The organism is Micromonospora sp. CNB394, assembly GCF_000374985.1.
Classification (GTDB): domain Bacteria; phylum Actinomycetota; class Actinomycetes; order Mycobacteriales; family Micromonosporaceae; genus Micromonospora; species Micromonospora marina.
Genome location: NZ_KB895851.1, coordinates 1 through 26,416 on the forward strand (window position 1 = coordinate 1; position 26,416 = coordinate 26,416).

The window sequence follows — 26,416 nt, forward strand, 5'->3', positions numbered from 1 at the left end:
AGTCGAGGTAAGGCCGCAGGTCGGCGATCCGGCCGGTGTCCAACGGCCCCAGCTTCACCAGCACAGCAGGGATGGGAGAAGATGCAGCAGCAGGCACGGGCCACCTCGTGATCATCTGGCTTCGACACCACAATGATCACGAAGCCCGTGCCTGCCCTGCTATACACCCCAACCGGTCACAACCCGACCAGCCACACAACCCCGGAACTTGCAACCGCCCTGAGTCGAGGAACGGGATGAACTCGGCCCACGCGTTGTCCCACAGCCGGATCACCGCCGGATACCGGCCACGCCACTTGTCGGCCAGGTCGTCGAACGCCGCCCGGGCGGCGTCGGCGTTGACGGCCGTGTAGATCGGCTTGATGTCCCGCTTGAGCTCGTCCCAGTACTTGCGGGAGGTGAGCCGGAAGGTGTTGCGGATCAGGTGGATCACGCAGGTCTGCACCACCGTCTGGGGCCACACGTTCGTCACGACCTCGGGCAGGCCCTTGAGACCGTCACAGACGAGGAAGAACACGTCCTTGACGCCCCGGTTACGCAGGTCGGTCAGCACACTCATCCAGAACTTCGCGCCCTCACCACCAGCGCCGGCCCACAAGCCCAGGATGTCCTTCTCCCCGTCGAGGGTGACGCCGATCGCGGCGTAGAACGGCCGGTTGGCGACCTGCCCGTCGCGCACCTTGACCACGATCGCGTCGATGAACACCGCTGCGTAGATCTCGTCCAGCGGGCGGTGGGACCAGTCGGTCATCTCCTCGATGACCTTGTCGGTGATCCGCGAGATCGTCTCCTTCGACACCGAAGCCCCGTAGATCTCCGCGAAATGCGCCGAGATCTCCCCGGTCGTCAGGCCTTTGGCATACAGCGACAACACGACCTCGTCGACCCCTGACAGGCGCCGCTGCCGCTTGCACACGATCTGCGGCTCAAAGGTGCCTGTCCTGTCCCGCGGCACGTCGATCTGCACCGGCCCGTTGGCCTCGGTCAACACGGTCTTCGACCGGGTGCCGTTGCGGATGTTGCCCGAACCAACACCGGCCTGGTCGTGCTTTTCGTAGCCGAGGTGCCCGGTCATCTCCTCGTTCAGCGCGGTCTCCAGGACCGTCTTGGTCAGCTGCTTCAGCAGCCCGTCCGGACCGGTCAGCGACAGCCCTTGTTCCTTCGCGGCCCGGACCAGCTCGGCGGCGGCCTTCGCCTCAGCCGACGGCTCGGGCCGCTTCTTACGTCCGGTCTGGTCGTTCAGTGTCGCGGTCATCACGGCACCCTCCTCACCAGGCACAACGCCCGGCAGGTCAGGCCGGAAACACCGTTAGATCCACAGACCCGTGTATGGGTCGGCAGCAGACAGTGAGGGTGGCGTGGCGGGAGCTTCATCGAGCGATCGAGTCCCGTTGGACGCGTCTCCTAACTGGCTGCAAAGGGAACACCTACATGGATCAGTCCTTCCTCCTCAGCAGTTATGCATTTGGCCAGCTGGTAGCTCCCACGAGGAAGCCCTGCCGCCACTTGGCGCATCGCAGTGTTGTAAAAACTGCGCAAGACGAATTCCACGAAGTAGTAAGGCGTTACCGGAGCGGTAGTAGCAATCCGACAGTTTGTGTATTGGCCTAGCGTCAGATGTGAGACGGGATGAAGCAGGCTGGATGCGACGCCTGGGCGCGGATCATAGTCGAATCGAAAGGGCACACTGACGGCCTTTCTATCGATGACGTCCGCGTATAACACGTCCTCCTCGTAGAGTTCAGGATTATTCTGATAGTCCAACAGGCTCGGGGAGGGCAGGAACCCCAGCCGCGACTGTTGCAGAACCCCTGAGTCGAACGAGTAGGTCAGTTGCAGCATCGCGCCATCAACCATCAGTATATTAAATGCGCGCAAATCGAGAACCTCCCGGTACATTTCCGGGTACGGCCTGTCTCTTAGCATCGGGGCGAACGAGACAGTGTTGGAGAAGCTGACTACAAAGGCATCTTTCCCCCTCTGCGCCACAACCGGGTAGTTCTGATCCTGCGAAAACCCTTCCTCAATGAGATAGCCCGTCAAGTCTTGAACCTCTCGGGCGATGCGTCGGGCGAGCGAGAGACCGCTACTCATCTTCTTGCTCAAGCAGGGCACGAAGCTCGGCAAGAACTGTGTCGTCCAAGTCGCCGGCCAGGAACCTCCGGTCTCGTAGATCTCTCACGAGAGAGCTCAACTCCTTCTCGTGCTTCTGCACCACCTTCGCCTGCTCTGGGGACACGTCTCGGTGAACTACTTGCAGCCGGTTGCGCTCACCCTCGGTCGGATATCTGAAACGGAGCTCGAAGTTCGCGTCCCGAGTCGCTTCGAACTCGGTCTTTAGGCGCTCCATGTCCTCGCCAACCCCTACAACTCGTACCCAAGCCTTACTTCGCGTAATGGCCGTGAAGAGGCGGTTCCTTATTGTCGCAAGACTTCTGGGTGCGTCGTAGGACTCATGCGCGTTCACGACGTACACCATTGCGGCTTCGTTGCCCTTGGCCCGGTGAATACCGGAGAATGTAACGCTCTTCTCAAGTTCCGGCCTAAAGAAGACGTCCGCAGCCGTGTCAACCCCAGCAATGTGACTTGCTATGCCGCGATCAAACAACAGCTTCCGGATCATGCCGACCCCAGCCTTGTTAGTGGTCAGAGGGTCGGGGTTCACCACGACGAGGTCATCCGGTCGCAGTTCGTCGGACGTCAGGTTTACCTGAATTTGAGAAGCCACCCATTCGGCCTGCTCCCGGGCACTACCAAAGACATGAAACTGCACGATGTCTTCGATGGGCGAGTGGGTCTCCAGGAACGCCGGACTCGTCTCAGCGGTTCGCTCTAAGGTTACTGCGCGCCCATCCTCCAGCGCTCCATCTTTGACGTGGTACCCGATCTCCTCCCAGAGGTCAGCCTCATCGAACATTTGGACCAAGCCCGTCTTCTCGTTCTGACGAGTTGGAGTGCGGTAAATGCCAAATCCGAGCGCGTGCGCCGTGACCAGGACCGGACGAGAGTTGCGATAGCATTTGCTTAAAATGATGTCTCGCCGCGCACCGAGGTCGTAGGGCGTCTCCTTGAAAGAGACTTCGGGTTCGCCGGCTGCGGTAATTCCGAAGATCTCGGTGGCGGACGGGAGACTGCTGTTCGACAGGTTTTGCAGTTCGTCGTATGCGTAGACCAGTCGTCTGGGTTCCCGCAGTATTAGACGACAGAGTCTCAGAAACTCTGGGGGCAGGTCCTGCGCTTCATCAACGAGAATGGCGTCGTAGGTTTGCTTCGGCTCGGGCACCGTCTCTAGCGCTGTTCGGCACGCTCCCTTGAATGCATTGACCCGTCCGAAGGCACTCTTCGCCGAGATGTAGTCGAAGTACTCCGTGCCGTTCTCAACGCAGAAGTCGTAGTAGATGCCTTCGCGTGTCGCACCTCCACGAGCACCCCAAGCGTTGACAACCCGCAAGTTGGCCCAGTCCGGCTCTTCCCCCGTGGCCTCAATGGTGAAGAGGTTAATGAGCCGGATCAAATGACCTTTGAGCGACCGGGTGTTGAAGGTGACCGCGATTCGCCAACTCGGGTGTTGCGCATGTAAGTAGGCCGCCTTAAGTGCAAGAACGATGGTCTTGCCTGAGCCGGCGAGGCCTCTGATCCGTTGAACGCCCTCGACCGTCTCAATAACCGCCTTGCCTTGAAGGTTGTCGAGGGTTGCGATAGCGGCTTCGAGTCGCTGCAGCTTTGCGCCTCGCGAGCCTTCGTTCTCAATTTTTCGGGCCGAACGGGCCCTTCGGATGGTTGAAATATTCTGGATTGCAGACAGTGTGCGCTCGTAGACCTCTACGCTAGCAGGCTGCCAAGCCAGCTCGGAGAGTGCCGACGCAAGAGTTTCGGTATTCGCCACTAGATAATCAGAATCGTCTTGCTGACGCAGGTTCGCGGCAGGAGCGTACGTAACAGTGTGGATAGCAACCGCCAGATCGCGCCGCCGCACCAGTTCCTTGTATCCAAGTAGACGCGACTTGAGCCTGGTCGCAGCATCATCTTGACGGTCCTGGTAGCCGCTGACGTCTAACCCTTCCACTAGGTCGAACACCACAACGCCCTGTGTAGGCGAGACATACACCGCGTCAATGGGGTGCTTGCCTTCGATTCCGCCAATAATGGGATAGCCGATGAAAAGCTGGCCATCGACACCGTCTGCGCTCTCAAAGAACCGGGCAAGGCTCTCGCTTGCTACGGGCTTATCGTTCGTGCCCTTAACGATCGTGGGGCTGTCTGTCATTGCCGCCGTTCCTCATCCGCCGCATGTCACCTGCCCCGTCACCCGGCTCGTCGTGGTGGGCGCTGCGGGCTGCCGGGTCGAGTACAACATGATCTAACTACGGCGAGGCGGGATGGCCAAGGACCGGCGCAAGTACTCCGCCTACCGATCCTCTTCAGCGACAGATCGGTCCCTGGCCCACGTTGCCGAGGACGACTGTGGACCAGGGTGCCGAGCCGCGTGAGCTCGTGCGATCCTTGCTTTTGATGTTGATGGGCTCCGCTTGGGACGCCCTCTGCCAGCTGAGGTACGCCCGCACTTGCCGTCATGATGTTGATGCCGATCGCACCGATCATTGCGGCCGCAGATCCCCGTAGTAGATCCAGCGAGGCGCTTCCGCGCCACTGGCCGCAGCCCACGCCGCGAGGAAGCCCTGCGCGACGACGGCGAGCACAGCGACGAGCGCTGCGGCTGTCGTACGCAGACGGGGGGTGCACAGCGAGCGGCGGGGTTCGAACCCGCGACTACGCCCCCAGCGCAACCCATCAACATCACTCCTTCAGTGTGGCTCGGCGTCGCAAGATCACGCCCACCCGCGGGTGAGCCGAATGCTTTCAGCCCCATCAGAGCATGTCGAAAGCCTCCGAGCTACCGGGGAACCTCATGCGCGACCTTGCCCAGCTTGCGCACGGCGTGAGCCCCGTTCATCCAGTCTCTTCGCGGGCCTCGCGCAGCCCGGCGTCCGCCGGTTCCTCACCCGGTTGAACGCTGCGGCCCGGCATCTGAATGCCGACCTCCTCGTAGCTGAGGCCGGTGTACCGGAAGACGAGCAAGTGTCCTTCCCGCAGGACGTAGCAAAGAGCCTTGTTTCACCTCCTCGGAAACGGCACCTTTATCCTCTCGTTCCTGAAGCTCTACCTGGGTCTGCCAGGGGTGGATCGGGCAGCTCGAAGATGGATCGAAGGATCGCGCGGTGGTTGTCTCCTATATAGGCAACACGCCCAACATCGGCAAGTCGTACACCACTTCCGTGGACGCAACCATGGCTTCTTGAGCCGCTCGGGCGAGGGCGGTCCAGACGGCCCACCAGATGCCGAACTGCGCCTCGATCGCGGGGTGCCGGTGAGATGCGTGACGATGGACGAAGCATACGGACAGCCAAAGTCGCTGCGGCTGCGCCTGAAACACCGGGATGACAATTGTGCGCACGAAGAAGTGCGACGATAAGAATCGTCTTGCATTACCCAGCGGAGACTGTCGAAGAGTGCTGAAAGAACACGATGGCCGCGGAGGCGGACCGAACCCCGACTTCGTCCAAGGGAATCACAGTGCGACCGCTGGCGGCAATGATGGCCGACCGCTTATGGCCGGAGTCGGGCACTCTGCCTTCCGACACCCTGCCCCCGTAGTCGCAATGAAGGCCGGCCGCATGCGGCCGGCGTAAGGACAGGGCCAGGGCGTGGGCAGTAATGCCTCAGGCGGTTTCGCAATGAGGGCCGAGGCGCACTTTCGATCAGCGGGTTTGGATCAGGCTTCCGACGTACAGGGATTGTTGAACGTGGTCCCAGACGATGTGCCGCAATGAGGGCCGGCCGGGTACAGCAGGCATTGGTGTTAGTGATGTCCTCGCGGGTGGGTTCGGTCGAGCCGTCGCAATGGTGGCCGGCGGCGCACCGCGGCGTTGCGTCATCCCGCGGACGCGAGGTTCGGATCGCGGGCGAGTCGCAATGAGGGCCGGTCGCGCCGGCTGACGTTGGGTTCCTGCGCGGCTACGAGGAGCCGGCGATGTACGAGGCGCAATGAGGACCGAGCACACGACCGATGCTTGTCGGATGCCGCGTAGAAATGGCCATCGATGGGGTTTCTTCGCAATGAGGGCCAACCGCGTACGGCCAGCATCGTCGGACAGCACGTCTCCGCGGGCAAACTCCAGCTGGTTTTCGCAATGAGGGCCGACCGCCTTTGGCCGGCGTCGGGGTCCAAGGATCAGGGCTGGTGCAACGAGGAGGGCCTGTCGCAATGAGGGCCGGCCACGTGGCACGGCGTTGGCGTACGTGACGTCCTCGCGGGTGGGCTCGGCCCTGCCGTCGCAATGAAGGCTAACCGCGCACGGCCGGCGTTGGCGGACACGATTTGCACGTATTCAGCGGAGGAACACTCGGATCAATACTGGTTGGCCGCTTAGCATTCCTCTGGATTATTTAGCTGCCTCGGAACCTACCGCTTGCAATCGCTTGCAGAGGGTTTCGAACCGGAGTTATGCCGCTCTGTTCAGTTATCAAATGCCGGCAGCGGCTTAGTCACCAGCTACTGTAGCAGTATTTGGCCTTTTCGTCGTGGTCTAGCGAGTGGTTATGTCGGTTGCTGGGGTGAGGGTCCCTGCGGAGTTCTTGCCTGTGGTACGGATCGCGCTTGCGGTGGTGAAGATGCCGAGTGCTGGCCAGGCGTCGCGGTTGCGTTGGGCGGGGTGTTCGAGGAGTGCGGTGACGGCGTGGGTGTCGAGGGGTTGTCGCCAGAGGGGCCAGGTCATGACGGGTTGTTGGTGGTTGGGGTGGTGCCAGCAAGTGGCTCGGGGTTTGGTGCCAGTGCCGGTGAGGCGCAGGAGGGGTAGGGCCATGATGGCGAGCCAGGTTGCTGCGGGGACGCCGGCGGGGACGGAGGTGCCGGTGGGGTGGTCGGCTGCGGTGCGGATGGCGCGGTGGTCGAGGTATTCGCCGGTGTAGCCGTCGAAGCGTCGCCAGCGGGCGAGGGCTTCGTGGAAGCGGTTGGATGGTTCCGGGCGGATCTGTTCGAGGGTTTTGGTGAACATGGTCCGGAAGCTTTGTTGTCCGGCGGGGGCGGCGTAGGGGGTGATGGCGACTCTGCCTTGGCTGTCGGTGGCCAGGTCGGTGACTAGGGCGGATAGCCATTGCTCGAGGGTGGGGTTGTGGTTGTCGCCGGTCAGGGCTGTGTGGGCAGCGCGGTAGTCGACGCGGGGTGAGCGCATCGGGTCCTTTGCTGTGCCCACTTTGGCCTCGGGAAAGGTGGCGGGGACGCTGGGGATGACGCCGTCGTCGGGTATCGAGGCGAGGATGGCGGTGAGTTGCTCGACGACGTCGGTGAGGTCGGCGAGTGGGCTGTGAAGGACGGCGCGGGCAGTGTCGTCGTTGAAGCTGAGGTTGACGTCGAGTCTGGTTTCGTCGGTGAGGAGGCGCAGGAGGCCGAGGGAGGCGAGGAAGCCGAGTGGGTCGCGGCCGTCGAGGGCGGGGAGGTCGACCGGGTGTTTCATGGTTTCTCCTCGTCTCGGGCGGAGCACCAGATGTCGGCGAGCCGGACGATTGCCTCGAGCAGTGCCAGCCCCCACCGTCCGTATTGGCAGTTGAGGCGGCTGAAACGGGCGGGGGCGGCCCAGTCGATGGTGTCCGCCGTGTTGAGTGCGGGCAGCCCCGGGATGTTGATCTTTATCGGTTCGGGGTCGGTGACGGGTGGGAGCAGGGGCCGGTTGCGGCCGTGGTGGCTGGCGATGAGGTGCACGACGAGGTCGGCGTCAAGGTCCGGAGTGTGGGTGAGTCGGTGGCGGGCGATGCGGGCGGAGAGGGCTTCGTGACGCATGCCGGGGGGATATTCGGCGGCTTCCCTCGCTCGGATGGCTTCGGCCCGATTGGTGGGGTCGAGTCCGGATTTGGCGAGGGGTTCGGGGGCGAGTTCAGCGGCGCCGCGGCGCCCGGCGAAGAGCATGGTCTGGAAGCGGAGGTCGCGTTTGCCCTCGTCGTGCCAGCGCCCGGCTGCTTCCACGCTCGCCGTGAGGTAAGGCGCGAGGCCGAGGTTGGTGGCGAACTGCGCGGCGCGGGCGGCGACGGCGCGTTGGTGCGCGTCGAGGCTGATCTTGCGGCGGGGGTAGGCGGTGGTGGAGCTGCCGATCTCGGAGTCGTCGTCGGCGCCGCTGGTGTTCGTGGCGGCGAGGATGACCGGGAAGGCTGGGGTCCAACTCGTACCGGTTGCGGGTTCGGTTTGTTGGGTCGGCGTGGCGGTGATCCTGCCCTGCAGCCCGGTCAGGGTGCGGCGCAGTGGCTCCCCGTGGTCGAGCACCGCCGCCAAGGCAGTGAGGGCTTCTCGATAGGTGTCGGGCTGGGTTTGACCTGTCTTGCTGGTGGCGAGGGCGAGGAGTTCGTTGAACGGTGCCGCCCACGGTGGCGCCTCGGGGGATGTGTCGGGCGAGGTCGTGGGGGCGGGGTTCGCGCCGGTGGCGTAGGTGGCGAGGTGCCGAAGGTGCGGTCCGATCCGTAGGACGGGTTTTCCCCGCCGGTAGGCGAGGTCGGCGACGTCGATGGCGGTATGGGTGCTGGCGGGATTCCAGCCGTACTGGTCGCATCCGCCGTACTCGACGGGTACGACGATCGTGTCGCCGGGCTGGATGTGCCCTGCTGTGGCGATTTCGGTGTCACCGCGGTGGTGGTACCGCAGCACTCGGCGTTCCTCACCAGCGTTGCGGAGTGGCAGGGGTTTGCCGGTGGCTCGCCGCTTGTCCGTATCGGTTTCGGGGACTTCGATGTCGGCGACTGGTTCGGTGTCCGGGTCCTGAAGGAGCCAGCGTCGCAGCTCGCGCAGCGGGATGTCGATGGCTTCCTCAGTGGCCGGCGGCAGGAGGTCGATGATCGCGGGCCAGCGCTGCGGTTCGTCGTTGGGGAGCCCGGTGCGCCAGATGACGGTGACCGGTGGGGCGTGGTCGGTCAGGCCGTGCAGGAACGGTGGGATCGGCGGGTCTGGGTGTGGGGTGGGTGAGGTGCGGCTCCAGGCGTCCAAGGTGGCGGAGGCCAACACGGGCACGGTGACCATCGTCCCGGCGCCGGTCTCGGTGGGGGCGCTGGCGGCGAGGGTCCTCAGCGTGGCCGGTGAGGCGTCAAGTCCGTTGCCGGCGGCCTCGGGTTTGGCGACGGTGCCGGACGGGGTCTGGGTGGTCAGCCACTGCCAGGTGGCGAGCCGGGCGGGCCCGTAGACCGGGTCGTCGTCGGTGACGCTGGCGTCGTGCACGATGTAGGCAGGGGCGGGGTCGTCGTACAGGCCGAGCCGGTTGAGCCGGCCGAGCCGCTGGATCAAGGCGCTCAGCGGCGCGGACTCGGTGATCAGCGCGTCGAGGTCGATGTTCGCGCCGACCTCGATGGTCTGGGTCGCCACGACGATGAGGGGCCGAGGGTCGGCGCGGTTACGGCCGGCTTTGATCCGTTCGTAATGTCGAGCGAGGAGGATGTCGCGGTCGATGGGGCGGCTGCGGCCGGTCAGTAGGATCACCTCGACCGGCCCGCCGGCGAGGTGGCCGAAGATGCCCCGCGCCCGCGCCACCGTGTTCGCCACTACCCCGACGACCGTCGCGTTACAGGCGAGGCGCGAGGCGAGGGTGGCCATGGCCCGGGGAACGTCGGTGGCGGCCTTCGCCCGGCTCGTGGGCACGGTGAGCAGGCACAGTCGTTTGCGGGCCCGCAGCCGCCGTCCGGCGGCCGGGTGTTCCTCATCGGCTGCGCTGATCCGGTGCACCCACGCGCCACCGGACTGCTCCTGCGTCGTGGGGGTGGTGGCGGACATGGTCACCACGGCCGGAGCGGGGGTGAGCGGCCACGGGTCCAGGGCTGACGCGGCGGTGATCGTGGTCTGGAACGCGTCGGCGAGGTGCGCCTCGTCGATCACGATCAGGCTGTCCGTGGCCACGAGGGCGGCGTCGATGCTGCGGGCGTGTTCGCTGACTCCGTAGCCGCGGAACAGCAGTCGGCTGCCGACCTGGTCGACGGTGCCGGTGACGATCGCGTACCGGTCGGGGCGCTCCACCCAGATCCGGTCCCAGGTAACCCCGCCGCGCATCCGCGCGACGGTGAGAACCTCCCCGTCATCACCCGGCATCCTCAAAGCCTGCGCGACCTGCGCGCAGACGCCGGAGGTGGCGTCGCGCAGCGCGGTCGCCAGCCGGGTGGCGTGCTCATGGGCCTCGTCAACCACCAGCCGCCGGTCCACCACGAAGAACACGCGGCGTCGCGCCAGCTGCGGGCGCAGCGCGGCCACGAACACCGCGACGTCCAGCACCGAAGTCTTTCCCAGCCCGGTCGGCACGTCGATAACGTCCGGCCACCGCCCCTCGGCCAGGATCCGGTCGAGCAGGGCCCGCTGCCACGGAAACGGTGTCCGGTCCCCCAGATCAGGGCTATGGACCTGCGCCACGAAGGCGGTGAAGTCGTCAGCGGTCAGCACGAGATGCCTCCGGGATGAACAGGCCGCAACCCAGGTAACGCAACGCGCCGGCGATCACCGGGCCCCGCACCGGCACGGAAAACTCGATGCGGCAGTGCAGCAGCGGACGCCGGTCCCGCCCGGCGGGAATCGTGCCCCGCCGCGGCCGCGTCACCGCACCCCGCGGCAGCGGACCCTCCAGCAGCGTCACCGACGACGGCTCGGGATACCGGGCCGTGATCAGGGACTCGACCACCAACTCGGCGGGGTCGCGTCGACCCGGGTAGCGGTCCAGCATCACCGGCGTCGTCGTGACCCACCGCCGTGCGCCGTTCCGGCCCGTCCAGCGGTCCGGGCGCAGACCCCACCCCTGCGGTGGTAGCGCCGGATCACCCAACCGGAGCCTCGGTGCGGCGCCGCCGCGCAGCTCCCGAATCGGATCTTCTCCACCATCACCGAGAAGACCCCGCAGGATCGCCAGCCGATCGCCCGGCTCCAAATCCCGAGGGACGGCGACCCCGACGCCGAGCAGATGCCCGTCGGCGTGCGGATGACCGACGTCCAGCAGCGGCAGAAACGCCAGGTGCGGCCGGTCATCCGCGCCATGACCGCTAGCCTGCGCCGGCACCGGATCCTTGATACGAGAGATCGCCGCGCGGCGCAGCAGCTCCGCCACCGTCAACAGCGCGTCACCTCCAACCGGCACCTGACCACGCGCCGCTGGCCACACCAGCAACTCCGCGTACGGCCCCGCTTCCGCGAGCGGTTCGGCCTTTTCGTTGGCGGGGCGGCAGGAGTAGGCCATCTCCTCGGACATCTCCCACGCCCGGTGCCCCTGCGCATAGGCGTCCCGCAGCGCATCGAGGTAACCCGGGTAGGGCACCCGCACCCCTACCGACCCCACGGTGCCAATCTTCACCGGCCGGTACGTCACCTGGGACGGCCCACACTCGACCACCTCATCAAGAACCTCCACCTGCGCCGACGACGTCGACCGGCCGACGTACGGCACCCGACGGGCAAGCCGCGACAACCGCCACAACACCCCATCCGGCGCCGACGCCCGCGGCCACACGAACACGACCCGATCGTCAGGGGGAAGCGCTCCCGCGCGTCGGGACTCTCGGTTCGTCCGGCCCGGCCACACCGTGCTACCCGCTCTGCCGTTGGTAGCATTCGTCACCACGAACCCCGCCCGCATAGACGCCGTCACCTGCTCGGCCGCAGATGCCAGCACCAACGGAGCCCCCGCCGCCTCCAACCACCGCAACGCCTCGCTGTCGGCCTCGAACCCCGGCGCCGTCGGATCGTGCTCGGCGGAGGCGACCAGGGCGCAGAACAAGCGGGCCGGGTGGGGCGGCCACTCCATTCGATCTTTCGGATAGGCAGCGTCGTAGCGGCCCGCCCGCAGCCGCACCGTGATACTCACCGCCACCGCTACTCCTCCTCGGCGGCAGCCGACCGCACCGCGAACCGGATAGCCTCCGCCAGCTGCTTCGTCGGCGACACCGACACCACATCCACATCCATCACCACACCCGCCGCCGCCGCGCGGTCCCGAAGCTCCACGAACGCGGCCACCGCCTCCTCCGCAGACACCTCCAATGGCTCCCAACTTCCGCCGTCCTGCTCGAAGCCCACAGTTTCGCTCATCCGCGTCAGGTCGCACCCCGAACGCAGCCACAGCGACGGACGGCCGAACGTCAACCGGTCCCCGACCAGCGCCAACGCCGCCAACGTCGCCCGCGCCAACGTCGCCGCCTCCGCCGAGGCGTCCCCGAACCGCAGCCGCTCCAACCCGGCCAACGAGATCCAGCCCTGCCGGCGCACCTCCCGAACCGTCACGCCACCCGGCGCCGGATTCGGAGCGATGTGCCCATGGCCGATCTCGCTCGGCTTCCCGCCCTTGACCTTGGCGCCCTCCGGGAGAAACCGCCACTCGCCCTCCGCTTTGGTTTTGTCATCGATGGCGCCGGTGATGTTCATCGGGTCGACCTTGCCGGCTTGGCGGGCACCTTCCAGCCAGTGCAGGCCAAACATTTCCGAGGAGTACACCCGCGGGAACTTCGGCCACCGGCCCTTACGGTGCGAATCCCACGCCCCGAACACCAACGAGTAGGGCTCACGCCGGAACAGCGGACGAACGTCTACCGCGGATGCCGTCCGTAGCAGCTGCCCCACCTCGCTGCGGTCAAAGCGCACCCCGCAGACCTCACTGTCGCGTAGGTAGGCATCGGCATAGCGGTGAGGGAAGTCCAACGACGTCAGCCGGACACCCTCCTCCTTCATCGCCAACTCGAACAAAGGAAGATCCACACGGCCGCTGTCCCGTGCCTTGAGCAGAGCCTGCTCAACCCGATTCGCCTGCGACGGGACCTGATCAACCACCACCGTCTCGCATTTTTCGCCTTCGACCAACCGAAGCTCGAAGATGTATGGCCGGGGGAACCGGCCCTCCTTCTTCGCCGACCGCTCCTCCACCTCAGAGATCGGAAACGTCGGTGGCGCGATGCGCCCGCCCTGTCCCCCAACAGGCTGATACACCGCCCGGAACGCAATCCCCGCGTCCCGGCGCTCCTCTTCCACCGCCCTTACGAGGCGACCACTCAAGCCCAACATGCCACTCCTGGTAGATCAGTCCGACGCAGCCAGATACACCTACCAGACCCGACCGACATGTTTCGGCCCACGGACAGCGGAACCCACGCAGCCCCGGCGAACTCTCATTCAGCAACATGTGCAGATCCGGCGCGGAGTCACTACAGGTCGGACGCCCCCTGGCCGCCTGTTGCCGGCACGTGTCGGGCTGGCTACGCTGCCCGACACTCTCCGCGACGGTCGGAGAGATGCCAGCCAGCGGTGGCCATCGCGACAGCAAAGAACACAGCGGAGAAGAGGCTCTGGTCGTTCGCAATGGCGCTACAGATCTTCCATGGCGGCGCAACCCGCACTCACCGACGCCTACCCGCGGACGCTAAAACCGCGCAAGCCTGCGCGCGCCCTTCGACCAGGCGTCGCGCAGTTAGCGACGGGACTGCGTAGATTTCCGTGTTTGACCTGGGTGTGGTCCGTTGGACAGGACGTTGATCCTGTCCGGGAAGGACCACGTCATGGCAGACAAGAAGAAGGCGGTTCAGCTTCCTGAACCGACGGCGGCGGAGGTGGAGTTCGCGCAGCAGTTGGTCGAGCGGGCCAAGGCCGATGGAGCGTCGTTGGTCGGGCCGGGTGGGCTCCTCGCGGGGATCACCCGGACCGTCCTTGAATCAGCGCTCGACGCTGAACTGGATGCACACCTCGACGAGGTCGGCGTCGACGAGGCGACCGGCCGGCGGACCAACGTTCGCAACGGGCACGGGGCGAAGACGGTGCAGACCGAGGTCGGTCCGGTGCGGATCCAGGTTCCTCGGGCTCGGGCGGGTTCGTTCACGCCGCGGATCGTGCCGAAGCACGTCCGTCGGTTGGACGGTTCAACGAGGCGATCCTGTCGCTGCATGCCAAAGGGCTGACCACCGGGGAGATCTCCGCGCACCTGGCAATGTGTGTGACCCCGAGGTGTCCCGGGAGTTGATCAGCCGGGTCACTGACAGCGTCCTGGAGGAGATGGAGGCTTGGCGGCAACGGCCACTGGACAGGATCTATCCGGTGGTGTTCATCGACGCCCTCGTCATGAAGATCCGCCAGGGGCAAGTCGCGAACCGGCCCGTCTACGTCGTGGTCGGGATCAGCCTCGACGGGGAACGTGACGTGCTGGGCATATGGGCCGGGACCGGCGGTGAGGGCGCCAAGCAGTGGGCCGGCTACCTCACCGAACTGCGCAACCGCGGCGTCGCGGACGTGTTCATGGTCTGCTCCGACGGCCTCAAGGGCATGACCGACGCCATCGAGCAGGTCTGGCCGCAGGCGGTGCACCAGCAGTGCGTCGTCCACCTGGTCCGGGCCAGCCTGCGTTACACCAACCGCAAGGACTGGCAAAAGATCACCCCCGCGTTGCGGGAGATCTACACCGCCCCCACCGTCGCCGCCGCCGAGGCCCGGTTCGAGGAGTTCGCCACGCAGTTCGGTGACCAGTACCCCGCCGTAATCTGGCTCTGGCGCCAGTCGTGGCCGCAGTTCGTGCCCTTCCTGGACTACGACCACGAAGTCCGCAAGGTCCTCTACACCACCAACATCATCGAGTCCCTCAACGCCCGATTTCGGCAGGCCGCCCGCCGGCGCAGGCACTTCCCGACCGAGCAGGCCGCGATGAAGGTCCTCTACCTCGTCGTCCAGCAGAACGCCCGAGCGGCGGGAGCATCACCGGCTGGGTCTACGGTTGGGCCAAGGCCCTCAACGCCCTGATCCTCGCCTACGGCGACCGGATCGCCATCTAACAGCATCGATCACACCACAGGCCCAAACACGGAAATCGACACACTCCCTTAGCGACCGTTGGCCTCGCGAGACGGGGTCCGTCGTGCTGCTCTGATGTTCGAGTGGCGGCTTCCGCTCCATCAACACAGGAAGGGGATGAGGGTTTCGTATGCGTGGGGCCACGGGATGCGCTCCTGCTCTAGCAACAGGCCAACCCCGTTCTGCGCCGCGTGGTGAACGAGGTGGGCAAACAACGCCGATTCGCTCGCGTTCAGATTCGCAAGCTCGGTGCGCTGCGGACCCGCGCCATCGACGGCAAGGTGACGGAATTGCTCCAACGTTGCCATGCTCATGAGTACGGTTTCTGCCTTGATTCCATACCCTCGCAGATCATGGACGAACTGTAAGCCGGGAGCGTCGATGTCGCCCCAGTAGAGGACTCGATCCGCGTTGGCCACCCAGTCGATTCGGGCGTAGTGCGCGACACTGAAGCCTTGGCCGTGGAGAACGGCGACGCCCGGGTGGTCGCCGGTGAATGCGTATCCGGTTTCCTTGTTCTCGATGATCAGAACGGTACGGGGTCTGTGTTTCCAGGCGCTGAGGTCGTTCACGCTCGCGGCGAAGTTCCGCATGCCGCCTACGCCGTCGCGAATGTGGGGGTCGAGGACGGCGACCTGAACGAGGTCTGGTGGTAGGCGGAGCCCGAGGCGTTGGTGAAGGCGGACGCGGCTGGAGGATCCGGCGGCCGCGGGCGCGTCGTCCGCGTCATCTTGGTCGCTGTCGCCAAGGAGAGCCAGTACGAGTCGTGCATGTTTGGCGAGCCATTTGGTGTCGAGGCCTTCGATGGGGAGTTGGCGAAGCAGCATGCCGGAGGCCGGGTTGTTGTGTAGCCATGTGGCGGCTCGGGCGAGCCGCTGGTAGTCCGCGTCGTCGAGTTCGGTGATGCGGCGGATGATGCCGGCGAAGTCGGCGCAAGGGAATGTCCGCTGCAGCGTGGTGAGCCGCTGGCCGCATCGTCGCCAGGTCGCGAGGGTGTCCGGGTGGCAGGCGGCAGCCTCGCCCGGATGCCGCAGCATGAGCGCCCGCGGCATTGGGTGGGTGCCGGTCGGGAAACGCAGGTTGGCGTTTTCGACCTGTCCAGGTCCGCGGTACGACGCCCACTCGTCTGCCCAAGCGTGGCAGCCGACCGGGTCCAGTGAACGCTGGTCTGTCGTGGGTGGATGGAGGGGGATACGCATGGGCCAGGCGGTGGCCCCGCGGGCCCACGTCGGATAGTCCTGCTGGAACCGCTGGCGCACCCACGCCATCACTTCTTCAGGTCGGCGCATGGAGGACGTCATTCCTCGTCGCGCCGGGCGGCGAGTTGCCCGAAGGTCGCCGAGGCGGCGTTGGAGCGCGGACCGTCGGGCAGTTGCCGCTTCTCCACGAGGACGGCCTGTCCGATGAAGGGCTCGATGATGCCGGACATCCGGATAGGAGCGGCGATGACCAACTGGAAGCCGAACTCGTGGAAGACGCCGAGCGCCTGGGCGGCGAACGTTTCGTCGGACTTGCTGAACGCCTCGTCGAGCATAAGCGGCGCGAAGAGCGGTACGCCGTCGCCCGTGCCTTCGGCCAGGTTGTAAGTCAACGCTGCCGCCAGGCAGAAAGCGACGAGCTTTTCCTGTTCGCCACCGGAGTTCGTGGAGGTGTTGCTGAAGGTGGCGACAGTGGTTCCATCCTCGATCTTTTCTTCGCGGCCATAGAAGGAGAAGATGTTTCGGACGTCGAGGACGTTGTCACGCCATTGACGGCCGTCGTTAGTGTCTGCGGTGAAGCGGGCCATCAGCTGCCGGACCCGCTTGAATTGGAGCCGAGACGCCTCGGCATCCTTGCGGGCGGCCGGCGCGTGTCGCAGTAGCGTGTCCACGGCATTGCGGAACAGGCGCGCGTCCTCGGACGGCTGCGCCTTGTGGGCGATCTGCAGCCGCGTCCCGGCATTAAACTCCACGCGCTGCAAGCCCTCGTTGACCATGGCGATCCGCTTGCGGATCTCGGTCGATGATTTCTCGACCTCACGTTGCAGGAAGCTGATCGATGGCACCATGTCGTCGGCGATCAGTCGCTGAAATCGATCCATCGCTTCGGGCAGGCGCCGCCGGGCAATGTCGTCATGCAGGGCCACAAAGTCCGCCCCGCTGCGTTCGACGTCACCACTGGTATCGGGCGCGGCGTCGGGCCACTGGTCGAGGAACGCCTTGATGGACGACTCCAGCTTCGTCTGAGCCACCTTCCGATCGCCGTCGGCCGCGTCACGGCGCGCAGTCAACTCTCTGCGCATGGCGACCACGACAGGCTGAAACGCTTCCGGATTGAGGGGTACCGCCGTTGCGGCAAGCACCTCGTCCAGAAACTCTCGGTCGCCGAGGTCGTCAACTTCGTGCGGATGGTTTTCCAACGACTCTTGAAGGTCGACGAGTCGGGGCATTCGCTTGGTGAGCGCCTCGATCTCATTGCGGATGCCCGCACATTTCTGTTCGGCAGCCCTGTGGCGGCCCTGCGCGTCGTTGCGCTCCTTTTCCAGGCGTTGCAAATCCTCGTTCTCGCTCCGAATTGCCTCGATGCGCTGCTGCAGCTCGTTAATGCGGCGACTCGTCTCCCATTTGTCAAGGACAGCCCAGGCGGGATAGTCATCGAGCTGACGCACGGCGGCGATGGTGTTTTCCGCCGCGCGCAGGCGGTTCTGATGCTCGTCCGCCTTCTCGGTCGCGATGCGGCACCGTTCGTGGAGGGCGTCGACCTCGGCCTTCAGCGCCTCCCGCTTGGCAATGGTGTTGACGCCGAGGATGTAGCTGGACGGATTGGTGACCTCCTCACGGTCGTCTTTGCGGTAGTGGTTGCCGGGCAGCTTCAGCGTGCCGCGCACGGTCACGGCCAGGCGGTGCTCGTCGAGGTCATCGGCCATCTCAACGCAGACGTGCTCGAAGCGCTGCGCGAGCTGGGCTGCCAGCCACGTGCGGTAAGGGTGGGTCTCATCGACGATCAACTTGCTGGCCAGGGTGCCCGGCCGGGGTGCGGGCTGATGGTCGGAGGTGGCCGTGACGATGCTGTATTCGACAATGCCCCTCATGTCATTCTCGTCGATGAACCGGCGGACCGTGGCTGCATGGTGTTCCGGCACGAGGAGGCGGAGTCCGTAGTTGCGCAGGACCTTCTCCGCGGCCGGGCGCCACCGCTCCTCGTCGGGCGCAAGGTCGACGAGCTCGGCGACATAGGGCAGATCTGCCACATGCACACCCGCGCCGTGGGCGATGGCCAGGCGTCGGGCGACTTCCCGCTTCGGAATCAACGTGGGCGCCGACTGCAGCGCCTCCAGTTCCCCCTGCTTTTCCTGGTACGCCCGCCGGGCCTCGCTGAGGGCGTCCGCGACGTCGTATCCGGACTTCTTCAGGTCCGTCTCGGCTGTCTGCGCGGTCTCAAGAATGCGGGGAAGCTCCGCCTTCAACTGAGCGAACGCATCAGCCGTGGTCGGAGCTTCGCGCTGAAGCCGAGTCACGATTCCACCGTAGGCGCGATAACTTGCCTTGGCCGCCTTGTCTTCAGCTTCGGCGACGCTGAGCGCCGACTCCAAGCCGCGTATCGCCTCGGCGTCGGTTTCCCACTGCTTGTCGAGGAGCTTGAACTCGTTGAACCGTTTCTCGCGTTTTTCCTCCTCGATGCCGAGCGTTTCGTCTAGCTTTTCCAAGCGTTCGTCGATGCGCTCGATTTCGCCTTCGACGGCGCGGAGGTGCACGCCGCACAGGTATCGTTCGAGCGGCTCGCCCAGCAATTGCCGCGCACGGTTCAGGGAGGTGCGCGACTCCCCATACTGTTTCCACAATTCGGGGACGTCTCTCAGCACCCGTTCCTGGCGGTGAGCGCGCTCAGCGGTCTGGAATGCGTCGTTGAGGGGGGTGAAGGAGGCCACCATCCGCGCCGCGGCGGCGTAGGTTGCGGGCTTGTCGAGCATGTTGTCGCGGATGAACAGGTTCAGGTCGCCGACGTTCTTCAGCGCCTTGGCCTTGCCGAGCAGCGAGATGGCGGTCTTCGACGTGCCGAGACCCACCCGACGGGCCAAATCCTGGACGTAGTTGCCTTGGTTGGAGCCGGGGTCGTCGAGTGGCGGATACGTCACCTTGAGCCATCTGGTGTCGAACCGCCGTACGGCCCACTCTTCCAGCACCTCGAGGGAAAAGTACCCCTCGTGGAGCTGGTACAGGGACTTGAGGGAGGCGCCGTCGGTTTCCGTGCCGGTGAACCATTTCATCACCACGGCGGTAATGACAGAGCCGAGGCCGTTGTCGTAGGTCGCCGCGATGGCCGACCAGGTGGGCTTGCCGCCGCGCAGGTACTGCACATGCGCTTGATCATTTTCATCGTGGTTCTCCGACCATGCGCCGCGTACGTAGTCAGCGATGGAGCGAGTGCTCTGCTTGGCGCCACGCGCAGTGAGATCGGCCGAGGCGTTGAAGCGCTGGTCCGTGCTGGGCAGCAGGACGGCGGAGTGGGCGTCCAGCAGGGAGGACTTGCCGGAGCCGGACAGACCGGTCAGCAGCACACCGCGCTCGTCGATGTCAATCGACTTGTAGCCACAGAAGGCACCCCAGTTGACCACCTGCAGGCGCGTGAGGCGGTACTGCCCGAGGTGCACCGTCCGCTTGCGGTGGTGTTCAGGCATCGGTGTCCTCCTCCTCGGCCTCAACATCGACCGCCTCGATCGCCTCACCGCGTTCGATTGCCAGGTACCGCTCCCGCAGCGCCTCGACTCGCTCGATGGTGAGCAGCGAGGTGATGACCCCGTAGATCAGATACCGCGTGGTGCCCTTGACCGGCTTGATAATCGCGGCGTCGTCGAGCAGCTTGATGGCTGTCATGATCTTCTTGTGGAAGGCAGCCTCATCGGTGTCGCCTGGGCGCTTGTAGGCCAGCATGTGGTCGAGCATGTCGGCGGTTTCGACGACCGGGTCGTCGGGCGACATCAGGTATTGCTGGTACAGGTACAGAGCAAGCGCGCTCGCGGCCAGGCTCAGCGTCCGGGTCCGCAAGATCGTGCGACTCAAGGGGTTGGGGTCGTCGGCCTGCCGGGTGAAGGCGTGCCGGTGTTCGCGGTTGATCTCCAGGATGAGGCCCAGCTCGGACAGACGGCTACGCAGCACGTCCTCGTATTGCAGGACCACGGGCCAGTGTTTGCGTTGCTTGTCGCTGATGTGCGGCGCAGCCACGAGTTCCTGCAGCGTCCAGCACACCTCGGCCGGCAGCTGGCTGGTGTCGCCGTCGAAGCGTGGCTGCGGCCCAGGGCCGATGACCAGGGTCCCCGCCGTCTCCCCGTCGGAGTCGGCGAAGAACTCGTTCGGATCGAGCAGCGGGCCCGCTGGTGGTGTCGGTCCGGCATTGTCGAACAGCGCCGGGCCGAAGATGTCTTCGAACGAGGGCTGCGGCTCAGTGGACATCGTGCAGGCCTTCCAGCAAGGTGGCCGGCGCCCGAGACGCCGAGCCGTGAGGGTGCGGGGACGGCGCCAGGTCGGGTAGCTCGGCGCCGAAAACGAGGTACGGGACGGTGAAGTCGCGGCCCCGGCCGCGGCTGCGGACCTGCACGGTGGTGGTCGTGGTGGGGTCGACGTCGCCGTAGCGGGTGGCCAGCGACCATAGGGCGACGACGTCGCCGGTGCGCGCGGCGGGTAGGTAGGTGAGGACCTCGGGCAGGGTGGCGAACCCGCCGTGTGCAGCGAGGGCGGCGTGGACGGCCGCGCGCAGCGCCGCCCAGTCGATGGCCTCCAGGTTTCGGGCACCTGTCGGGTCGACGGGGAAGTCACCGCCGGCGGCGCTGAGGGGGTCCGGCACGGCGGCGGTGCCGGGATGCAGCTTCAGCCGGCCGACCGAGGCCGTGTTCACGCCGCTGGCGGGCACGATGAAGCCGATGTCGCGCCCTCCATGCAGGCGCTGGAACGCCGCGGCGGCGGCCGCTTGCGCTTCGGCGATGCGGGTGCGCATGCTGCGGTAGTGCAGGACGTCCCCGCCGCGCACGAAGGTGCTGATGCGGCGGAAGGCCATCGCCCGGACCTCCTCGACATCCTGGACCCGCTGCCACATCGCGTCGATGAAGCCGGCCAGCGGCTCGGCCAGGTGCGCGGGGAGGGGATTTACCTGGGCGGTGATCTCCTGGATGTCAGCCTCGAGCTGGGAGCGCTGGGACGGGCGCGCGATGACGGTGGCGAAGGCTCTGAAGGCCTGCCCTTCGGCGGACCCGGCGATGATGTCGTGGCCGTCGAACATCCGCTGCAGGGAGTCGGCGAACTCGGCCGGGTCGTCGGTCAGGCTCTGGCGCATCAGCGCGGCGGCGTTGTCGTGCATCAGTTCGCCGTAGCGGGCGATGTCCGCTGGGATGCGTTCGACGAGTTGCACGACCGCGGTCAGCCGGTCGACGAGTTCCTGGTGGCTGACGGTGGGCAGCTCGCCGTTGTCGAGGGCGTCGCGTTGCGCGACCAGCGCCGCGATCTGGTCAGTGATGGCCACCCGGCGGGCGACGGGGTCGGGGTTGGCGTCGGTGGCGATCTGCCGCATCTCCGCCATCACCATCGTCAGCGCCGACTCGGTCGCCACTGAGCTGTGGCGCTGGAGGTTTCGCATCTGCCGCACGGCCTGACCGGCGCCGGTGGACAGCTGGTAGCGCTCGATGCGGGTGGTGGGGTCGACGCTGCGGTGCAGCCAGCCCTTGCGCGTCCAGCGGGTCAGCAGGACATCGGCGTCGGGGATGTCGGCGATGAGGGCGTCCGATTCGGGCTCCTCGTCATCTCCGGTGTAGCCGCGCAGGAGCACGGGCAGGTCGGCGTTGAGCTGCGCGGCGAGTGTCTGCCCGTCAACGATCTGCCCATCTCCGAGGTGGGCCGCCATCAAGGCGAGGGTGACTAGGGCGTGGGGCGAGCGCAGCAGCGACATCGTGACGTCGGCGGCGGAGTTGCTGCGGAACTCGTGGAAGAGCTGTTCGGCGGATTTAGCCGCCATGGGCCATCACCCGCCCCTCCTTGCGCGGGCCCGGGCGGGCCGGCGCCCACCGGGTGTGATGAGCAGGCAGGAGGGGCAGCCGTCGCCTCCTTGCGCCAGCAACAGTACGGTGTCGCGAGGGGCAGTCGCGGTGTTGCTGGCGGCCGTAGGCCGGGGCCGGGCGGCGTTCCATCGATAGGTGGCCATGACGGCACGCACTGTACGGGATCGGGCCGACCGGCAGGTATGGCGAAGATCCAGGCCGGCGTTCGCTGATGCGTCCGCTGGGGTGGTCTGCCCGGTCGGTCGCCGCGGATGCAGGTTTGTTCGTCGAGGGAGTGCGGTCACGACAGCAGCCCGCGGTTGAGGTCGTCGTTGATGATTTGCTCGCGCTCCTCCGGGCCGGCCCAGTGAGCCCGGCTGCCGGCGAAGGTGCGTTCGACCACGAGGACGTGGTCGGTGATCTCAGCAATCGAGCGCATGTGGCTGATGATCGTGACGAGTCGGCCGGCCGTGCTGTGCGCGGCGAGAGCGTTGAGGGCGTCTTGCAGGACGCCGGAGTCGAGCGAGCCGAATCCCTCATCCAGGAACAGGGAGTCGACCCGGCCGGAGGCCCGGCTGGCGAGTTCGACCACGGCCAGGGCGAGCGCGAGGCTCGCCTGGAAGGTCTCTCCGCCGGACAGGGTCTTCACGTCGCGCGCCTGACCGACCCCGGTGTCGATGATGCGGAAGTTCTCGGCGAAGCCGAACTTGCCACCGGAGATGGTCAGCAGCGTCTTGCTAGCGGCTCCGAGTAGAGCAAGTTGTCGTTGTCGGACGGCGTTGGCGACGAACTTCCCGTCAGTGAGCAAGGCGGCTAGGTCGCCCAAGGCCGTGACCGTGGGTTCGGCCGCCTGGATCCGGCGGTCCAGCTCGGCGGCCAGTGGTTGGTGTGCCGTGGCCCGCCTGAGATCACGGCCGGCGTTGTGCTCGACGGTGCTCGCCGCCCGGACGAGCCGCTCCAGGTGGTCGTCGTCGTCGGCCTGGCAGTCGCGCCGAGCCTGCTCAGCCGCCTGCTCGGCCGCGTCGGCCGCCACTCGTGCGGCCTCCGCCTCCTCGCGGCATGCGGCGACCAGAACGACGGTGTGCTCGATCAGGGAGGTGGCCCAGGCGGCTTCGTCGGCGAGGGAGATTTCGCTGGGGCGCAGAGCATGCCCAGCGGCGTCGAGGAGGGCACCGGCGTCCGCGACGCGGTCGGCCAAGCTGTCGAGCTGGCGGCGGAGGTCAGCGGCGGGACGGGTGACGTGGGTGTTGACCTCGGTGTCGAGCAATCCCAACGCGGTGTGCAGTTCGACCACGCGGCTTCGCACGTCGTTCAGCCGGTCGCAGAGCTGCTTGAGTTCGTCCTGCCGCTGCTGGGCGCGGTCACGCTGATGGGTGATGTCCGCGAGCAGGAGTCCGTGGGCCGGGCGGAAGGCGCGCGGTACGCCGCGTGCCGCGCGGTTGAGCCGCACGACGGCGGCCTCATGGTCGGCCTGCGCCTCCTCATAGGCGGCTTGCCGCCGTGCCTGCTCCTCTTCCAATACGGGCACCTGAGAGTCGGCGCGGGTGTAGTCGTCGTGCGCCTCACCGTGGGTGGCCTCAGCCGCTTCCCGGTCGGCCGCAGCACGCTGGACAGTCGCGGCATGGTGGTGCAGGAGTTGCTCATCCGGTGCGTCTAGGTCGACGTCGCCGAGCACGGCGCGGACGTCGGCGGTGGCCCGGTCGAGGTTGGTGGCGGCGGTCTTCACCTCGCTGATCGCGTCGGCCAGCGTCTTGTTCTCGGCGATCTTGGCTCGTTCGGTTGCGGCGGCCTCCTCGGTGGCCGCGCGCCTCGCGGCCTTCTGCGCAGCCCTCAGTGCGGTCGCGCCCGCCTTGGTCGCGTCGTCGCTGGGTGTGGTGAAGCCCTCCGGCAGTTCCCGCTGGCACACCGGACATGCGTCCCCCGGTCCACATCCGTCTGCGGCGGCGGCCGCCGCGTGCAACCGGCGAGTGCGGGCTTCCTCGGCCTCGGCCGCTTCTACCGCACGCTCGGCCTCGCGGGCCTCCGCAGACGCGTCCGCCGCGCGCGCCTTGAGCTTGGCAACCTCGTCTCGACAGGCGGTGAGCTGCTCCTCCGCGTGCTCGGCGGCGTCGGTGGCCTGTCGGAAGACGGCGAGCGCACCCACCGCGACTTGGTGTGCTGCCTCGGCGAGGGCGGCGCGTCCGGTCGCTTCGTCGGCGGCGCGCTTGGCGAGGGCGACCTTCTCCTTGCGGTTGGCGACGTCGTTCCTGCGATTGTCCAGCACGGTCTTGCCGACGCGGACCTCCCGCTCCTCCTTCTCCAGCCGCTCGGCCTGAATATCGAGCTGGGGCACCTGTTCGGCGAGGTGGATGAGCGTGCTGACGGCTGAGGCGGTCTTTTCCACGCCGGTGCCCTCGGCATCAGCCTGGTCGAGATCTGCTTGGAGCCGCTGCGTCTCCCGGTCGAGTGCGTGCCGCTCCCGGTCGACCTGTTCGCGCCGGCTGGCGATGTCGCCGGCAGCGGCGAGGAGAGCTTGGTACTTCGCCGCCACGTCGGCGGGCGTCGCGTCGACGAGTCGGGCCCGGGCCTTGTCGAGGGCGGCGTGGCGGACGCGGGCCGCGGACGCGGCTTCCGCCGCCTTCGCTACGGCGCGTTGGGCAGCCTGAAGGAGGCCGAGGCGCTCCTGGGCGGCGCGCTGACGCTCGGTGGCCTCCCGGATCGTCGCCGCAGGGTCGCGCATGAATTCGACACGTCGTTCGCGGTATTCGCCAAGGCGTCTCGCGAGGCGGGAGTGCAGAGTGAGGGCGTGTTCGCGGACCGCGCTGAGCTGATCCAGTCCGAGCAGCGACTTCAGGATCGTCGACCGGTCCCGGTCGCGCATGCGCAGCAGTTCCTGGAAGCGGCCCTGCGGCAGGATGACCGACCGTAGGAACGTGTCGTAGTCCAGGCCGATGATGCGCCGCACCTGACTGGTGACGGTGCCCGCTCCGGTGGCCACGACGGTGCCGGCGTCGACGTCGGTCAGCCTGTGCAGCGCGGCGCCGCGGGCGCTGGTGGAGCGTTCCACCCGCCATATCGTGGTGCCGGCCTGGAACGTGAAGGCCACGCTGAGGGTGCCGTCGCCGCTGTGGGCGATGAGATCAGAGACGCTACCGCCGTACCAGCTGCACCGGTTGTACAGGCCGTAGCACATCGCATCGAGGAGGGTGGACTTGCCGGACCCGGTATCGCCGAGGATCGCGATAAAGGTCTTGCCGGTGAAGTCGATCGTCTGGGGCTCGACGTAGGAACGCAGGCCCGTGAAGGTCAGTTCCAGGGGCTTCATGCGGCAGCCTCGTCTTCCTCGGCCGGCACGGTGAAGGCGCTGAGATCCTCGGCGAGAAGCTCCTCAGCGGGGAGAGCCGGCGGGAGTTCGTCGCCCGCATGGTGCAGCAGGGTGCCGAACAGCTCGAGCACACGATCGGCGCTCGCCGCACGGGTGCCCTGCTCGGCGAGGTAGGCGCTGAACATGGCGACGTTGTCCGGTTCACCCCTGGCGGGCGTGTCCGGGGTGATGAGGCCGAGCTTGCGGTCCGCCGCGTTCTCGTCGATCTGCACGATCGTGGCGTCGGGGAAGAGCGCCCGGACCTGCCGCGACAGCTCCGGCTCGTGGCTCGGAGTGTGGACCACGATGCGGCAGATCTCGGTAGTGATCGAGTCGGCGCGTGCCCGGAGCTCGTCGAGCGTGCCGGTAGCGACCTCGAGTCGCCGCCCGGCGTGCAGCGGGAGGCGTTCGATGCGGGCCGGGGCGCCGGGGTGAAGGTGAGCGAGGACGACGCTCTTGGCCTCCCCGATTTCGCCGAAGTCGAGTTGGATCGGCGAGCCGGCGTACGCGCCGCTGACACGGCCCGGCAGCTCCTGCGGCTTGTGGATGTGCCCGAAGGCGGCGTAGTCCACCGGCGGAATCTGCTCCGGGTCGGTGGCGTAGAAGTCGCAGGTGTGGTTGGGGTTCTCCGTGCGCGACGGAACGCTGCCGGCGAGGTACTGGTGCGCGGCGAACACGCTGACGTCGCTGGCCGGGTCGAAGTCCTCATACAGGCGGTGCAGCAGCTCGCGCTGCACGGTCGCGATGTGCGCGGCGTAGGCCTTGCGCCGGGCGCTGGGATCGTCGAGGACGGTGACGATGCGGTTCGCGGTGATGAACGGCAGGGCGGCGAGGTGCAACCGGCCGTCGCCGACCGGGAACCGGAGCACGGTGCCCACACGCACGGCGTCGGGGTCGGCGACGATGTGGACGCGCTCGCCGTGACGCAGCAGCCCGTGGAGCCAGTGCAGCAGCGGCGCGGAGTCGTGGTTGCCGGAGATGACGACGACGGGGGCGATCGCCGAGAGCGCGCGAAGGACGTCGGTGGCGAGCTTCATCGCCTGCACCGGCGGCCGCTGCTGGTCGAAGAGGTCGCCGGTGTTGAGGATAAGGTCGGGCTGCGCGGCGGCCGCGATGGCGGTGATCTCGTCAAGAACCGCCTCGTGATCTTGGTCGCGACTGTGTCCCCAGGTGGTTCTTCCCAGGTGCCAGTCGGAGGTGTGGAGAACCTTCATCGGAGCCTCTTCGCGGTGGTGGCGGC

The 26,416-nt window shown here is 66.6% G+C and carries 13 protein-coding genes and 2 pseudogenes; 1 reads left to right on the forward strand and 14 read right to left on the reverse strand.

Annotation, left to right across the window (positions count from 1 at the left end; all coding sequences use genetic code 11):
• Nucleotides 1–223: 223 nt before the first annotated feature.
• The 8 genes and pseudogenes from C569_RS0123260 to cas7u form a co-directional block, all read right to left on the reverse strand.
• Nucleotides 224–1,255, reverse strand: a pseudogene (locus C569_RS0123260) (IS256 family transposase); the annotation flags it as partial.
• Nucleotides 1,256–1,404: 149 nt separating this feature from the next.
• Nucleotides 1,405–2,106, reverse strand: coding sequence for a DUF2290 domain-containing protein (locus C569_RS32585; RefSeq protein ID WP_155945597.1), 702 nt, complete (start codon nt 2,104–2,106; stop codon nt 1,405–1,407).
• Nucleotides 2,087–4,267 (reverse strand): DEAD/DEAH box helicase, encoded by a 2,181-nt coding sequence (locus tag C569_RS0123265; protein ID WP_036346730.1) that lies wholly within the window; start codon nt 4,265–4,267, stop codon nt 2,087–2,089. The genes C569_RS32585 and C569_RS0123265 overlap by 20 nt, the downstream gene beginning before the upstream one ends.
• A gap of 683 nt (nt 4,268–4,950) precedes the next feature.
• Complete coding sequence (locus C569_RS30910) at nt 4,951–5,079, reverse strand: NUDIX domain-containing protein (protein ID WP_018788150.1); 129 nt, start codon at nt 5,077–5,079, stop codon at nt 4,951–4,953.
• Nucleotides 5,080–6,587: 1,508 nt separating this feature from the next.
• Nucleotides 6,588–7,514, reverse strand: a complete 927-nt coding sequence (locus tag C569_RS0123280) for a hypothetical protein (protein ID WP_018788152.1) — start codon at nt 7,512–7,514, stop codon at nt 6,588–6,590.
• Nucleotides 7,511–10,462: a type I-U CRISPR-associated helicase/endonuclease Cas3 gene (cas3u, locus tag C569_RS0123285; protein ID WP_018788153.1), complete on the reverse strand. Its 2,952-nt coding sequence runs from the start codon at nt 10,460–10,462 to the stop codon at nt 7,511–7,513. Before cas3u ends, C569_RS0123280 begins: the two co-directional genes overlap by 4 nt.
• Nucleotides 10,449–11,858: a type I-U CRISPR-associated protein Csb2 gene (csb2, locus tag C569_RS0123290; protein ID WP_231394873.1), complete on the reverse strand. Its 1,410-nt coding sequence runs from the start codon at nt 11,856–11,858 to the stop codon at nt 10,449–10,451. Before csb2 ends, cas3u begins: the two co-directional genes overlap by 14 nt.
• Before the next feature lie 20 nt (nt 11,859–11,878).
• Complete coding sequence (gene cas7u, locus C569_RS0123295) at nt 11,879–13,027, reverse strand: type I-U CRISPR-associated RAMP protein Csb1/Cas7u (protein WP_231394874.1); 1,149 nt, start codon at nt 13,025–13,027, stop codon at nt 11,879–11,881.
• 524 nt (nt 13,028–13,551) lie between these two features.
• Here cas7u and C569_RS35115 point away from each other — a divergent pair.
• Nucleotides 13,552–14,811 (forward strand): annotated as a pseudogene (locus C569_RS35115) (IS256 family transposase).
• A gap of 120 nt (nt 14,812–14,931) precedes the next feature.
• Here C569_RS35115 and C569_RS0123305 read toward each other — a convergent pair.
• The 6 genes from C569_RS0123305 to C569_RS30930 form a co-directional block, all read right to left on the reverse strand.
• Complete coding sequence (locus C569_RS0123305; RefSeq protein WP_196806766.1) at nt 14,932–16,119, reverse strand: Wadjet anti-phage system protein JetD domain-containing protein; 1,188 nt, start codon at nt 16,117–16,119, stop codon at nt 14,932–14,934.
• 8 nt (nt 16,120–16,127) lie between these two features.
• The gene (locus tag C569_RS0123310; RefSeq protein ID WP_018788157.1) at nt 16,128–19,487 is read right to left on the reverse strand and encodes an ATP-binding protein; all 3,360 of its coding nucleotides are present in this window, start codon (nt 19,485–19,487) and stop codon (nt 16,128–16,130) included.
• On the reverse strand, nt 19,480–20,259 hold the full coding sequence (locus C569_RS30925) for a DUF4194 domain-containing protein (protein WP_018788158.1): 780 nt from the start codon (nt 20,257–20,259) through the stop codon (nt 19,480–19,482). Before C569_RS30925 ends, C569_RS0123310 begins: the two co-directional genes overlap by 8 nt.
• Nucleotides 20,249–21,811 carry a DUF3375 family protein gene (locus C569_RS0123320; RefSeq protein ID WP_018788159.1) on the reverse strand — a complete coding sequence of 521 codons (1,563 nt, stop codon included), beginning with the start codon at nt 21,809–21,811 and terminating at the stop codon, nt 20,249–20,251. Before C569_RS0123320 ends, C569_RS30925 begins: the two co-directional genes overlap by 11 nt.
• 323 nt (nt 21,812–22,134) lie before the next feature.
• The gene (locus C569_RS0123325) at nt 22,135–25,137 is read right to left on the reverse strand and encodes an AAA family ATPase (RefSeq protein ID WP_018788160.1); all 3,003 of its coding nucleotides are present in this window, start codon (nt 25,135–25,137) and stop codon (nt 22,135–22,137) included.
• Nucleotides 25,134–26,390, reverse strand: coding sequence for an exonuclease SbcCD subunit D (locus C569_RS30930; protein ID WP_018788161.1), 1,257 nt, complete (start codon nt 26,388–26,390; stop codon nt 25,134–25,136). Before C569_RS30930 ends, C569_RS0123325 begins: the two co-directional genes overlap by 4 nt.
• Nucleotides 26,391–26,416 lie beyond the last annotated feature (26 nt).